General features: G+C 66.8%; 15 protein-coding genes. 10 read left to right on the top strand and 5 right to left on the bottom strand.

The genetic code is table 11. The features are described 5' to 3' along the window. Nucleotides 1-10: 10 nt before the first annotated feature. Genes CEY09_RS17220 through CEY09_RS17210 form a run of 3 tightly spaced genes read right to left on the bottom strand, consistent with a single transcriptional unit; the run spans nucleotide 11 to nucleotide 2423 of the window. On the bottom strand, nucleotides 11-1402 hold the full coding sequence (locus CEY09_RS17220; RefSeq protein ID WP_088589575.1) for a sensor histidine kinase: 1392 nt from the start codon (nucleotides 1400-1402) through the stop codon (nucleotides 11-13). After that, the gene (locus CEY09_RS17215; RefSeq protein WP_088589574.1) at nucleotides 1399-2061 is read right to left on the bottom strand and encodes a response regulator transcription factor; all 663 of its coding nucleotides are present in this window, start codon (nucleotides 2059-2061) and stop codon (nucleotides 1399-1401) included. Before CEY09_RS17215 ends, CEY09_RS17220 begins: the two co-directional genes overlap by 4 nt. Beyond that, nucleotides 2061-2423 carry a PepSY domain-containing protein gene (locus CEY09_RS17210; RefSeq protein ID WP_006222668.1) on the bottom strand — a complete coding sequence of 121 codons (363 nt, stop codon included), beginning with the start codon at nucleotides 2421-2423 and terminating at the stop codon, nucleotides 2061-2063. The genes CEY09_RS17215 and CEY09_RS17210 overlap by 1 nt, the downstream gene beginning before the upstream one ends. A gap of 170 nt (nucleotides 2424-2593) precedes the next feature. Between CEY09_RS17210 and CEY09_RS17205 the strand changes: the two genes are divergently transcribed. From CEY09_RS17205 to CEY09_RS17180, 6 genes are all read left to right on the top strand, one after another. Next, on the top strand, nucleotides 2594-2908 hold the full coding sequence (locus tag CEY09_RS17205) for a PepSY domain-containing protein (RefSeq protein WP_088589573.1): 315 nt from the start codon (nucleotides 2594-2596) through the stop codon (nucleotides 2906-2908). 66 nt (nucleotides 2909-2974) lie between these two features. Beyond that, nucleotides 2975-4291: a PQQ-dependent sugar dehydrogenase gene (locus tag CEY09_RS17200; RefSeq protein WP_088589572.1), complete on the top strand. Its 1317-nt coding sequence runs from the start codon at nucleotides 2975-2977 to the stop codon at nucleotides 4289-4291. A 178-nt stretch (nucleotides 4292-4469) separates the two neighbouring features. Next, nucleotides 4470-4919 (top strand): azurin, encoded by a 450-nt coding sequence (azu, locus tag CEY09_RS17195; RefSeq protein ID WP_088589636.1) that lies wholly within the window; start codon nucleotides 4470-4472, stop codon nucleotides 4917-4919. Between the two features lie 200 nt (nucleotides 4920-5119). Beyond that, complete coding sequence (locus tag CEY09_RS17190) at nucleotides 5120-5824, top strand: SDR family oxidoreductase (RefSeq protein WP_088589571.1); 705 nt, start codon at nucleotides 5120-5122, stop codon at nucleotides 5822-5824. Nucleotides 5825-5925: 101 nt separating this feature from the next. Next, nucleotides 5926-7440, top strand: a complete 1515-nt coding sequence (locus CEY09_RS17185) for a DUF1800 domain-containing protein (RefSeq protein ID WP_088589570.1) — start codon at nucleotides 5926-5928, stop codon at nucleotides 7438-7440. Further along, complete coding sequence (locus CEY09_RS17180; protein ID WP_088589569.1) at nucleotides 7437-8816, top strand: DUF1501 domain-containing protein; 1380 nt, start codon at nucleotides 7437-7439, stop codon at nucleotides 8814-8816. Before CEY09_RS17185 ends, CEY09_RS17180 begins: the two co-directional genes overlap by 4 nt. Nucleotides 8817-8865: 49 nt before the next feature. On the opposite strand, the gene CEY09_RS17175 is transcribed toward CEY09_RS17180, so the two are convergent. Further along, nucleotides 8866-9834 (bottom strand): tripartite tricarboxylate transporter substrate binding protein, encoded by a 969-nt coding sequence (locus tag CEY09_RS17175; RefSeq protein ID WP_088589568.1) that lies wholly within the window; start codon nucleotides 9832-9834, stop codon nucleotides 8866-8868. Nucleotides 9835-9930: 96 nt separating this feature from the next. After that, a complete protein-coding gene (locus CEY09_RS17170) occupies nucleotides 9931-11055 on the bottom strand; it encodes a 4-oxalomesaconate tautomerase (protein ID WP_088589635.1) in 1125 nt (374 codons plus the stop codon). Nucleotides 11056-11116: 61 nt separating this feature from the next. On the opposite strand from CEY09_RS17170, the gene CEY09_RS17165 reads away from it, so the two are divergent. The 4 genes from CEY09_RS17165 (at nucleotide 11117) to CEY09_RS17150 (ending at nucleotide 13522) form a co-directional block, all read left to right on the top strand. Beyond that, nucleotides 11117-12052: a LysR family transcriptional regulator gene (locus CEY09_RS17165; protein ID WP_088589567.1), complete on the top strand. Its 936-nt coding sequence runs from the start codon at nucleotides 11117-11119 to the stop codon at nucleotides 12050-12052. Continuing rightward, nucleotides 12049-12513 carry a GNAT family N-acetyltransferase gene (locus CEY09_RS17160; RefSeq protein ID WP_088589566.1) on the top strand — a complete coding sequence of 155 codons (465 nt, stop codon included), beginning with the start codon at nucleotides 12049-12051 and terminating at the stop codon, nucleotides 12511-12513. Before CEY09_RS17165 ends, CEY09_RS17160 begins: the two co-directional genes overlap by 4 nt. Before the next feature lie 94 nt (nucleotides 12514-12607). After that, complete coding sequence (locus tag CEY09_RS17155; RefSeq protein ID WP_006222657.1) at nucleotides 12608-12976, top strand: COG4315 family predicted lipoprotein; 369 nt, start codon at nucleotides 12608-12610, stop codon at nucleotides 12974-12976. 33 nt (nucleotides 12977-13009) lie between these two features. Next, nucleotides 13010-13522 carry an RNA polymerase sigma factor gene (locus CEY09_RS17150; protein WP_088589565.1) on the top strand — a complete coding sequence of 171 codons (513 nt, stop codon included), beginning with the start codon at nucleotides 13010-13012 and terminating at the stop codon, nucleotides 13520-13522. Nucleotide 13523 lies beyond the last annotated feature (1 nt).

Raw genomic sequence — 13523 nt, 5'->3', positions numbered from 1 at the left:
GCGCGGGCGCTCAGGCCGCAGGCAGCCACAACGACACCCGCAACCCGCCCAGCGGCGAGCGTCCTGCACGGACCTCGCCGCCGTAGGTGCCGGCCAGATCGCGCACGATATCCAGGCCCAGGCCCGAACCCGGCAACTGTTCGTCCATGCGCACGCCGCGCAGGAAGATGCGTTCGCGCTCGTGGTCTTCGATTCCCGGGCCATCGTCGTCGATGTGCAGCAGCAAGCGTCCGGCAGCGGCCGGCTCTGCCGTGATCCGCACCTGGCTGGCCGCCCACTTGCAGGCGTTGTCCAGCAGATTGCCCAGCATCTCCTGCAAGTCCTGCTGTTCACCGCGAAAAGCCACCCCCGGGGACATGCCCGCCGCCTCGATGCGCAGGCCGCGCTGCGCGTACAGGCGCTGCATGACGCGCACCAGCCCCTGCACCGCATCCTGCAACGGGGCGCGGCCGTCGGCGGCGCCCGATGACGCGGCGGCCCGGGCGCGCGCCAGGTGATAGTCGATCTGGCGATTCGCCATCCCCACCTGCTCTTGCACCAACGAGGCCGGCACGCTGCCGTCGCGCGTCGCCGCGTTGGCCAGGATGGTCAGCGGCGTCTTGACCGCATGCGCCAGATTGCCCGCCTGCGTGCGCGCGCGCTGCACGATCTCGGCGTTCATCGCCAGCACCTTGTTGAAATCGTCGACCAGCGGCTGGATCTCGCTGGGAAAGCGGCCTTCGATGCGGCTGCTGTCACCGGCGTTCTGCTTGGCCAGTTGACGCCGCAGGCGCGCCAGCGGCCGCAACCCGACCACCACCTGGACCACCGCCGCCGCCGTCAGTCCGGCGGCCAGCGCGCCCAGCGCGATGGCCAGCATATGGTTGAAGCGGCTGATGGGTTCGGCCAGCACGCGGCGGTCGGCTGCCACCACCAGCCGCAGCGGCGCGGCGTCGTCTTCCGCCGGAGTCAGGATGCGCGCCACCGCCTCCAGGCCGCGCCCGCCCGGCCCCGCGATGTCATAAGTCTGATCGCCCGCCGCGGCACCCTGTTGCGGCGTGGGCGGCACTTCAAGCGTCTGGTCCCACAGGGACCGCGAGCGCGCCGCGCCGGTCATCGCTGGCCGGCCGCCGTCGGCCAGCCGGTCGACTTGCCAGTACAGGCCGGACAGCGGCTGCTCCAGACGCGGATCGTTCGGCGGCGGGTCCACCACCGGGCGGCCGTCCGAGCCGGCATTGACCGCCGCGGTCAGCTGATTCAGATGCAAGGTCAGTTCGGCCTGCAGTTGCTGGGTGATGTGTTGTCGGAACAGGCTGGCCAGCCCCCAGCCGGCCAGAGCCACGGACACGAGAATCCAGGCCAGCGTGCCGGCAAGCAGGCGCAGCCGCAGCGAGCCCAGCATGCCTTCGCGTGCCGGCATCATCCCTGCGCCGCCAGCCGGTAGCCCAGCCCGCGCACGGTTTCGATGGTGTCGGGCGGCAGTTTCTTGCGCAGGCGGCCGATGAAGACCTCAATCGTGTTGGAATCGCGGTCGAAGTCCTGCGCGTAGATGTGCTCAATCAGTTCCGTGCGCGACACGACTTCGCCAGCGCGCTGCATCAGCACCGACAGCACCTTGAATTCGTGGCTGGTGAGCGTCAGCGCCTGGCCGTCGATCGTGACCTTGGCCTGCCGCGTGTCCAGCATGAGCGGGCCGCAGCGCCATTGCGCGCTGGAATGCGACGTGCTGCGCCGCAATAGCGCGCGCACCCGCGCCAGCAGTTCTTCCATGTGGAAGGGCTTAGTCAGGTAGTCGTCCGCGCCGGCGTCGATGCCGGCGACCTTTTCGTGCCAGTTGTCGCGCGCGGTCAGGATCAGCACGGGCATGTCGCGCTGGGCGGCGCGCCATTGCTTCAGCACGGTCAAGCCGTCCATGACGGGCAGCCCCAGGTCCAGCACCACCGCATCGAACGCTTCCACGTCGCCCAGGAAACGCGCCGACTCGCCGTCGCCGGACACGTCCACGGTGTAGCCCGCGCCGCGCAGCGCGTCGGCCAACTGGCCGGCCAGCGTGGGTTCGTCTTCCACCACGAGTATGCGCATCAGTCCTTGCCCTTGAATTTGATATCGCGGCCCTTGACGGCCAGCAAGGCGCCGTCGCGCGCGTCGATCTTCAGCTTGAGGATGCCGCCGCCGCTTTGCAGCACACGGATCTCGTAGATGAATTCGTCGTCGTCCTCTTCGAACTCGACCTTGACCACCTGGCCGGGAAAATCGCGTTCGACGATATCCAGCACCGCGCCCAGCGGCAAGACCTTGCCGGCTTCCAGGGCCTGGCGTGCGCGCTCGTGGTCGCTATCGCCGGCCAGTCCGCTGACCGGCCCCACGGCCAGCGCAAGCGCCAGCACGCAGGCGGACAACAGGATGCCGCCGCGTTTGCGCCGGGTCGTAAGGGGCTGCCGCAATACCGGACCTCTTGGAAAAATTAGGGGGTGGATCATCTTTTATACCGCGCAGCGGATGAACCTGACATGAACGGCGGCTTCAGAAAAGGTTCATGCGCCAACCCGAATAATGGGCACAGGGTCGCAACAACGGCCTGCTTTTTCCCCTTTCATCCTAGGAGCTACCCATCATGACGCGTATTCAGAAAACCTTGGCCGCCCTGGCAATCGGCGCTTCCTCCCTGGTCGCGGGCACCGCGGTCCACGCCCAGGCCGCTGCGCCGGCCGCCACCGCCCCCGCCGCGGTCACCCCGGCCTCGCCGATGCTGACGATCCGCCAGGTGTACGACAAGATGGAAGCCGCCGGCTACCGCAATATCTCCGAGATCGAACGCTCCAGCAAGCACGGTTACGAGGTCAAGGCGTATGACCCGCAAGGCCAGCGCGTGAAGCTGTACGTTGATCCGCAATCGGGCGCGGTCACGCGCAGCCGCTTCGACGACTGAATCCGGCGTACCGCACGCGGGCCGTGTGAGTATGATGGAACGCACAGATAGCCCTGGAGTCGCATCATGCCTGTCCTGCGTATCCTGGCGGCGGCCAGCCTGGCCCTGGCCGCGTTAAGCGCTTGCGGCGAAGTCGCCACCCTGCCCGTCGAAGCCGGCATGGGCCCGACGCCGAGGCTGCCCCCGCCCAACACCACCCTGATCCCCACCGTCAATACGGCCAAAGCCGTCGGCTGGATCGCGGGCGCCCAACCCGTGGCGGCGGCCGGCCTGGCCGTCAATGCCTTTGCCAGTGGCCTGGACCATCCCCGCTGGCTCTACGTGCTGCCCAACGGCGACGTGCTGGTCGCCGAGACCAATGCGCCGCCCAAGCCCGAAGAAGCCTCCGGTGGGCTGAAGGACTGGGCGGCCGGCCTCGTCATGAAACGCGCCGGCGCCCGCACCGCCAGCGCCAACCGCATCACCTTGTTGCGCGATGCCGACCACGACGGCGTTGCGGAAACGCGCAGCGTGCTGCTGCAGGGCCTGAACTCGCCCTTCGGCATGGCGCTGATCGACAATCAGCTGTATGTGGCCAATGCCGACACCGTCCTGCGCTTTCCGTACGAAACCGGCCAGACGCAGATCTCGGCCGCGGGCGTGAAAGTCACGGACCTGCCCGCCGGCATCAACCACCACTGGACCAAGAACCTGATCGCCAGCCCTGACGGGCGCAAGCTGTACGTCTCGGTGGGGTCGAACAGCAACGTCGCCGAAAACGGCATGGAGATCGAGGAAGGCCGCGCCGCCATCTGGGAAATCGACGTGGCAAGCGGCGAGAAGCGCCTGTACGCCACGGGCCTGCGCAACCCGGTCGGCATGGCCTGGGCGCCCGACGGCCAGACCTTGTGGACCGCCGTGAACGAACGCGACGAGCTGGGCAGCGACCTGGTGCCCGACTACATGACGTCGGTGCGCGACGGCGGCTTCTATGGTTGGCCGTACAGCTATTTCGGGCAGCACGTGGACACCCGCGTCACGCCGCCGCGGCCGGACCTGGTGGCGCGCGCCATCGTGCCCGACTACGCGCTGGGCCCGCACACCGCGTCGCTGGGCCTGGCCTGGTCGGGCAACACCCGGCTGCCCGCCCCCTACACGGACGGCATGTTCGTGGGCCAGCACGGGTCGTGGAACCGCGACCCGCGTAGCGGCTACAAGGTCATCGTCGTGCCGTTCGCCGGCAATGCGCCCGCAGGAGAGGCCCGCGACGTGCTGACGGGCTTCTTGAACGAAAGCGGGCAGGCGCAGGGCCGGCCCGTGGGCGTGATCATCGACAGCCAGGGTGACCTGCTGGTGGCCGACGATGTCGGCAACGTGATCTGGCGCGTCAGCCCGAAACTGTGACGTTTTCGGAGCCGCCGGCGCAAGCCAATGCCGGCGCCCTTGCGTTCGGTCAAACCCCTTGCGGGTGGCGTTGCGCGTTCTGGCGTACAGTGGGGCGAGAATGTGGTGTCGCCGGTCGGCCGCAGCTTGCGCTGGCCGGAAATTCCGCTCCCCTCGAAACATTGGAGGCATGAATATGATGTTCAAGAAACTCTGCGTCGCGGCGGTCCTCGCCGTCGCGTCCGCCCCGGTCCTGGCCGCCGAGTGCTCGGTCGATATCGCCGGCAACGATCAGATGCAGTTCGACAAGAAGGAAATCACGGTCAGCAAGAGCTGCAAGCAGTTCACCGTGAACCTGAAGCACCCCGGCACCCTGGCCAAGAACGTCATGGGCCATAACTGGGTCCTGACCACCACGGCCGACATGCAAGGCGCGGTGAACGACGGCATGGCTGCCGGCCTGGACAACGACTACGTCAAGAAAGACGACGCCCGCGTCATCGCCCACACCAAGGTCATCGGCGGCGGCCAGTCGGATTCCGTCACGTTCGACGTCAGCAAGCTTGCCGCCGGCACCGACTACACCTACTTCTGCTCCTTCCCCGGCCACTTCGCGCTGATGAAGGGCACGCTGAAGCTGGTCGACTGACCCACCCCGGGGCGGCACGCCGCCCTGACGGTTGCCTGCACGGGCCCCGCGCCCCTGGTTCGCCAGGGTTGCGGGGCCCGTTTCCGTGAGGCGCGCGGGCGACATCGCCGCGCCCCTGCCGCCAACGCGGGAACCTGCCCGCGGCGCGATCCGCCCCCCTACAATGGCCGCTTCCTCGACAACACGGAAAAGGAGCAGGCATGAGCACGGAAAAGGTAGCAATCGTGACGGCGGGCGGTAGCGGCATGGGCGCCGCGGCAGCGCGCAAGCTGGCGGCCGACGGATACCGCGTGGCCATCTTGTCTTCGTCCGGCAAAGGCGAAACCCTGGCGCAGGAACTGGGCGGCCTGGGCGTCACCGGCTCCAACCGTTCGCCTGAAGACCTGGCCCGCCTGGTGGAAACCACCTTGCAGAAATGGGGCCGCGTGGACGCCGTGGTCAACAGCGCCGGCCACGGCCCGAAAGGCCCGCTGCTGGAAATCAGCGATGACGACTGGCATCTGGGCATGGAGTTCTATCTGCTGAACGTGGTGCGCATCACGCGCCTGGTCGCGCCGGTAATGAAGCAGCAGAAATCGGGCGCCATCGTCAACATCTCGACCTACGCCACCTTCGAACCCGAAGCGCTGTTTCCGACCTCTGGCGTGTTCCGCGCCGGCCTGGCCGCGTTCACCAAAGTGTTCTCGGACGAGTACGCCGAACACAATGTGCGGATGAACAATGTGCTGCCGGGCTTTATCGACAGCCTGCCGGAAAAGGAAGACCGCCGCGTGCGCATCCCGATGGGGCGTTACGGCACCGCCGAGGAAGTGGCCGACCTGATCGCCTTCCTGGCGTCCGACGCGTCTTCCTACATCACCGGCCAGAACATCCGCATCGACGGCGGCATCACGCGCTCGGTCTGAGTCTCATGCTTTTGGATTAAGCCTCTCGTCCGAATGACGGTATTGAACGCCGCCCGGCGCTTTTAGTACCGTAGGTTTTCGCATTCGACGAGAGGCTTGCGATGACCGTCACCCCAGGCCAGGCGTCGCGCTTTCTGGCGCAAGCCACCTTCGGGCCCACGCCGTCCCAGATCGACGCCGTGGTGCGCGACGGGTATGCCGCGTGGCTGGACGCGCAGTTGGCGATGCCGCCTTCGCAGACCCATTTCGACTGGCTGCTGCAACAGAGGAAGAACACCGAGGCTTTCAAGGGCAACGGTATCAACGCCCCACTGGAATCCACGCTGTGGCGCAAGTTCATCAGCGCGCAAGACCAGGTGCGCACGCGCGTGGCGTTCGCGCTGTCCGAGATCTTCGTCGTTGGGGTGCAATCCATCACGGCGTCGTGGCCGCTGTTCGGCGCGGCGGGTTTCATGGACCTGCTGGCCGAGCACGCATTGGGCAATTACCAGGACTTGCTGACCGCCGTTACCAAGAACCTGTCGATGGGTTGCATGCTGACCTATCGCGGCAACCGCAAGGAAGATCCCAAGACCGGGCGCCACCCGGACGAGAACTACGCGCGCGAGGTCATGCAGCTGTTCAGCATCGGTCTGCTGGAACTGGCCCCGGACGGCACGGTCAGGAAGGTGGACGGCGCCCCGGTCGAAACGTACACGAATGCCGATGTCCAGGGGCTGGCCAAGGTGTTCACGGGATGGGACATCAACGGGCCGGAGACGGATGTGGAATTCCACCGGCGGCCGATGGCCTTGAACAACGCGCTGCACTCGATGACGGAAAAGCGCTTTCTGGGCGCAGTGATCCCACCGGGTACGGATGGGCACCTGTCGCTCAAGCGCGCCATGGACGTCATCTGCGCGCATCCGAACGTGGGCCCATTCATCGGCATGCAACTGATCCAGCGGCTGGTGACCAGCAATCCCAGCCCCGCGTATGTGGCGCGTGTGTCGGCCGCGTTCAATGACGACGGCAAGGGCGTGCGCGGCAACCTCAAGTCGGTGGTGCGCGCGATCCTGCTGGACCCGGAAGCGCGCAACCCTGACCTGAACGACCCCGCCTGGGGCAAGGTGCGCGAACCCATCCTGCGCTTCTCAAGCTGGGCGCGCGCCTTCGGGGCGACCTCCACCAACGGCGCCTGGGCCATGCCCGACACGACGGACAACACGATACGGCTGGCGCAAAGCCCGATGCGGTCGGCCACGGTGTTCAATTTCTTCCGCCCCCGCTATACGCCGCCCGTCACGGAACTGGCCAGACGGCATCTGGTGGCGCCCGAAATGCAGATCACGGACGAGACCAGCATTGCCGGTTATCTGAATTTTTTGGCCATCTACGCCGACCGGGGGTGGGAAGACTTGCAGACGTCCTATGCGCCGGAAGTCGCGCTGGCCAATGACCCGCAGGCGCTGGTGGCGCGCGTCGTGCTGCTGTTGGCGGGCGATGCGTTCAGCGCGCAGACGGCACGGGCCATTGCCGACGCCGTCGGCAGCCTGCCCGCCAGCCGGCCGCGCGACCGCGTGCGCGCCGCGATATTGCTGGTGGCGTCCACCCCTGAATACCTGGTGCAGAAATGACGCAGCCCCACGATGCCGACCGCCGCGCCTTTCTGTTGCGCGCCTGCGCCTTGGGCGCGACGGGCGCGGCCGCGCCCCTGGCGCTGAACCTTGCCGCGCTGGGCGCAGCCGCCGCGCAGTCCGCCCCGCCCGCTTACAAGGCGCTGGTATGCGTATTCCTGTACGGCGGCAACGACCCCTTCAATACGCTGGTACCCTTTGACGATGCCGCGTACCGCGCCTACGCCGCCGCGCGCACTGACATTGCCTTGCGGCGCGACACGCTGCGCGCCACCGCGCTGCGCGGCAAGGCGGCCGCGCCGGGCGGTGCGCAGTTTGCGCTGGCGCCCGCGCTGGCCCCACTTGCGCCGCTGTACGAAAACGGCCAGATGGCAGTGCTGTTGAATGTGGGGCCACTGGTGGTCCCCACATCCAAGGCGGAGTACATCAGCGCCCGCGTGCCATTGCCGCCCAAGCTGTTTTCGCATAACGACCAGCAATCGTATTGGCAGGCGCTGGCGCCCGAAGGCGCATCATCCGGCTGGGGCGGCCGGCTCACGGACTTGTTCGCCAGCGCGAACGCGCAGCGCACCTTTACCGGCATCACGGCAGGCGGCAGCACGGTGCTGCTGGCCGGGCACAAGGTCGCCGGATACCGCGTGGGCATCAACGGATCTACGCCGATCGAACTGCTGCACCGTGACATGTACGGCTCCAGCGCCTGCACGGCGCTGCTTCGACAACTGATCACGCAGCCGCGCGAGCACCTGATGGAACGCGAGCTCTCCCGCATCGCCGCGCAATCCATTGATGCCGACACCCGCTTGCGCGCGGCGCTGGCCGATGTGGCGGTGCCAGGCGATTTCGGATCGCCGCTAGCGCAGCAGTTAAAGATCGTGGCGCGCATCATCGGCGCGCGCCAAGCCTTGGGTGCACGGCGACAGGTGTTCTTCGTATCGCAGAACGGCTATGACAACCACACCGGGTTGAATGACACGCACCCGGCCTTGCTGCGGGAATTGGGGCAATCCTTGGCGGTATTCCAACAGGCGTTGACGACACTGGGCGTGGTGGATCAGGTCACCACCTTCACAGCGTCCGAGTTCGGCCGCACGCTGGGGTCCAACGGCAATGGGTCAGACCACGGCTGGGGTTCGCACCATCTGGTGCTGGGCGGCGCGGTCAATGGTGGCCGCACTTACGGCACGCACCCCGAGATCGCCCTGGACGGCCCCGGATTCGTGGACAACGGCCGCCTGCTGCCGACGCTGGCGGTGGATCAGCTGGGCGCATCGCTCGGGCGCTGGTTCGGCGCCGGCCGCGAGGAATTGCGGCTGGTGTTCCCGAATTTGAAGAATTTTGATGCGGAGGGACTCGCCCTCCTGCCCAGCGCATGATGCGCAAGGCATTGGCCGCCCTGCCCACCGCATCAACGACGACGCCTGGCTACCGGGCCGCCAACTGCCGGCTGGCCGCCAATTGCTTCCAGCGTACGGCTTCGCTTTCGACGAAGGCGCCCAATTCTGCGGGCGTGCTGCGGCGCACCTCGGCGCCTTGTTCGCCGATCTTCTTCACGACTGCAGGATCCGCCAAGGCCTGATTCAAGGCGGTGTTCAACGTGACGACCACCGCTGCATCCGCCTTGGCCGGCGCGAAGATCGCGTACCACTGCGGCACATCCACCCCCGGCACGCCGGCTTCAGCCAGCGTGGGCAAGTCAGGCAGCGCCGCCGTGCGGCGGGAACCCGCCACCGCTAGCGCCTGGATCATGCCGGACTTCAGGTGCGGGTACACGCTGAACAAACTGGGAAACATTACCTGCGTGGTGCCGGAAAGCGTATCGGTCAAGGCAGGCGCCGAGCCTTTGTACGGCACGTCCAGCATCTGCGTGCCGGTTGCCATGTTGAAGAGTTCACCCGCGATCGCCGGCGCGGTGCCAGGCCCGGCGGACGCGAAGCTGAGCGCCTCGGGATGGTCATGGCCGTACTTCACCAGACCCGCCACGTCGTGCACCGGCAGGCGGCTGGTCACGACCATGATGGTGGGGGAGTCCGCCACCATGCCGATGGGGGTGAAGTCCTTGACCGGGTCGTAATTCAGCTTCTGCAGGGCCGGGTTGATCCCGTGCGTGCCGATATAGCCGAGTATCAAGGTGTAGCCGTCGGCGGGCTGGCGCGCCACGTAGTCGGAGGCGATTGCCCCCTGAGCCCCAGGCTTGTTCACGACGATGACGGTCTGGCCCAGCAGCTCACCCACCTTCTGGCCCACCACGCGCGCCAACACATCATTGCCGCCGCCGGCGGCGGTAGGCACGACCAACGTGATCGGGCGTTCGGGATAAGCGGCATGCGCCGTTGCGCTCAGCGCCAGCAGCAGCGCCGCGGCGCAGGCGGTCTTCAGGGAAGGGTATTTCATGATTTGTCTCCAGAGGGAACATCGGCTTTTGTGTAAGGGGCCTCTTTGCGGGCCGCTTCAAAGGTCAAGACGTATCGCTTGCGTCGTCCCCCGCAACTAGGCGGCGGCGCGCGCCTCCTGGCTGCCTTGCGCGCCAGCCAGAACATAGTGGCCCGGGACGTACAACAGGCCTTTCATAATCTTGCGGGCCGTGCGCACCAGGCCGGCCGCGCGCACGACGCCGCTTGCGGGGTCCAGCTCTACATCGATATCCATGACGCCTGACGGATGTTCGATACGCACGCTGCGATAGCCCGTCTGCATGGCCGGGCCGCCGCAATCATGCGCCACCGTACCGGACATGAGGAACGCGCTTGCCACCCCCACGGCCCCCGTCGCCGCATGCGACCGATGGCACGCATGCGGCGTGAAATACCGAGAACGCAACGCCAGCCCGCCGGAGGCATCCGACGGCGCCAGCAACACGGGTTTGGGGATGACGCTTTGGGAAACATCACCCAGGCCCATCCGGCGGCCCGCCTCCAGGCGAATTCGCTCCACGCGTTGCAGCAGCGCGGCATCGGCATCCAGTTGCGCGGGCGTTTCATCGCCGCGCAGGCCGAAATCCTGGGCGCGCATCAACACCATGGGCATGGCGGCGTCGATCAGCGTGACCACAACGCCGTCTACCGTCTCGCGGCGCAATCCGCTGGGAAACAGCTTGCCGGTGACCGCGCCCCAGGCATCCAGGAAATTCAAGCGTACGGGCGCCGCGGCGCCGGCCACGCCGTCGATACGCGCGTCACCTTCGTAGGTCAGGCGGCCACCCGGGGTTTGCACCACCGCTTCGATGACCGCGCCCGTGTTGACGTTGTGCACCCGAACCGGGGTCTCGCCGTGACACGCCGCGATGAGCCCTTCTTCGATCGCAAAGGGCGCGGCGCCCGACAGCATGTTGCCGCAGTTGGGCCGCGTATCGACGGTGGCGCGGTCTACCGACACCTGCGCAAACAGATAGTCGATATCGCAATCGGGACGCGTCGAACGCGACACGATCGCGACTTTGCTGGTCAGCGTGTTGCCGCCGCCGATGCCGTCGACCTGCAAGGCATGGGGCGAGCCCATGGCGTTCAGCAGCAGCTGGTCGCGCTGGACGGGGTCTGCCGGCAGCCAGTCGCCCAAGAAAAAGGGGCCGCGCGACGTGCCGCCGCGCATCAGTACGCAAGGGATTACGGTTTCCATGGACGCCATTCTGCGACGGTGCGGCTATTATTTGAATTGCAACTTACGGATGGATTAATGCATGGCACGCATCAATTTTGATTTGCAGGAATTGCAGGCCTTCGTGGCCGTGGCGGAACGCGCCAGCTTTCGCGCCGCCGCCGACGACCTGCACCTGTCGCAACCTGCGCTCAGCCGCCGTATCGACAAGCTGGAGAGCATCCTGGGCGCGCGTCTTTTGGAACGCACCACGCGGCGCGTGGCGTTGACGCAAGTCGGACGCGTCTTCCTCGAACGCGCCCGTACTGCCATCGACGAATTGGAAAGCGCCGTGCTCAGCATCGGCGACCTGGCGGCGCAGCGTGGCGGGCTGGTGACCGTGGCCTGCGTGCCGTCCGTTGCCTATTACTTTCTGCCGTCCGTGATCCGCGCCTACACCGAACGCTTTCCCCGCATCCGCGTGCGCATCATCGACGAAACCGCCAATACCGTACTGAACAGCGTGGTGACCGGCCGCGCCGACTTTGGCATCAGTTTTTTCGGCACTCAGGAGCCGGACGTCGATTTCAAGGCGGTGCTGCGCGAAGACTTTGTGCTGGCGGTGCGCCGCGACCATCCGCTGGCCAGCCGTCGCAGCGTGTCGTGGGAGGCGCTCTCGCAGGAACGCTTCATGACGGTCGCCAAGGAAAGCGGAAACCGCCTGCTGATCGACGATGCACTGGCCAAAAGCGGCAAACGCACGGTCAGCGCATTCGAGGTCAGCCACATCATGACGCTGCTGGGGCTGGTGGAAGCCGGTCTGGGCGTGGCCGCCGTACCGCAACTGGCCATGCCGCAAGCGGGCCACGCCACGCTGACCAGCGTCAAGCTGGAACATCCGCGCGTCACGCGCACGCTCGGGCTGATCGCCCGCCGCGGCCGCCCCCTGGCGCCCGCCGCCCAACAGCTCTATAACCTGATACATCAAGCCGGCAAGTCGGCCAAACGCAAACCCTCCCCCGCCCCCCTAGTCCCATGACCTTGACCCACTCCCTGGCGTTGCAACCCGCCTCCGACGACGATCTGCCTTTTCTGCTGGCGCTGCGCAAAGCCACCATGCAGGAACACTTGCACCGCGCCGGCGCGCCGCTGGATGATGAGCACCATCTGGCCCGCATCCGTTACCACTTCGACGACGCCCAGATCGTCTGGCTGGACGGCCGGCCCGCCGGCTTGTTCAAGCACTACCGCGATCCGGCGGGCTGGCGCATCGTGCAGATCCAGATCGACCCGGCATTTCAAGGCCAAGGCTTGGGCCGCCGTCTGCTGGAAGGCGTGCTGGACCAGGCGGACGCGGAAGGCGCGCCCGTCACCCTGAGCGTGTTGAAAGGCAACCCCGCCCAACGCCTTTACGAGTCGCTGGGCTTCACCCCCGTCGAGGAGACCCCGCTGGAATTTGAAATGCGTTACGAACCCGGCGCTGTCCGGCCGGCCGGCTGACCTTTGCAAATTCTTTTGGCCAGGGCGGAATAACACCGCGCCGGCCGGCGTCTGTAGAGGGCAGTCCCCCACTTTCCTATCTACGAGGCACAACATGCGCAATCACATCGCCGCCGCCCTGGTTCTCGGTTCCGCCGCCCTGTTCTCGGCCGGCGCCCACGCCCAGGCCGTCAAGACCCAGGATGGCATCCTGGTCAACAGCGCGGGCATGACGCTCTACACCTTCGATAAGGACGCCGGAGGCAAAAGCGCCTGCAACGACCAGTGCGCCAAGATCTGGCCCCCCGTCACCGCCGCCGCCGACGCCAAACCCATGGGCGACCTGACCGTCATTACCCGTGACGACGGCTCCAAGCAGTGGGCCCATAAGGGCAAGCCCATCTACCTTTATGCCAAGGACGCCAAGCCGGGCGACAAGACCGGCGACAACTTCAAGGAAGTCTGGCACGTCATCAAGCCCTGAGCCGGCCTGCCCCGCCCCGTTGTCCCAGAGACCATGCGCGCCGAAGACGAAGCCCTGATCCTGGCTTGCATCCCCAGCCTGCGGCGTTACGCCCGCGGGCTGACGGGCGACCTTCACCGGGCCGACGACCTGGTCCAGGACACGCTCGAGCGCGCATGGAGCCGCTATTCGCGATGGCAACGGCGCGGAGAACTCCGCGCCTGGATGTTCGGCATCATGCATAACCATTTCATCGACGGCGTGCGCGCCAGCAACCGGCGGGCGGATCAGACTGCTCCGGGCGACCTGCCCGACGTCCCGGTGCGCGCCACGCAGACCGACCACCTGGAGGTGCGCGACCTGGACCGCTGCCTGCAAGCCCTGCCGGCCGAGCAGCGGGAAGTGCTGTTGCTGATTTGCGTGGAAGACCTGTCCTATCAGGAGACCGCCCAGGTCTTGGACGTGCCCATCGGCACGGTCATGTCCCGGCTGTCGCGCGCCCGTGAAAAACTGGGCGCACTGATGCAGGGGCGCGACACCGTCAGCCGGCTGCATCGCGTGAAATGAC

The sequence above is a fragment of the Achromobacter marplatensis genome, from assembly GCF_002209535.1.
Classification (GTDB): Bacteria; Pseudomonadota; Gammaproteobacteria; order Burkholderiales; family Burkholderiaceae_B; genus Achromobacter; species Achromobacter marplatensis.
This window is presented reverse-complemented; position numbering and strand designations above follow the sequence as displayed.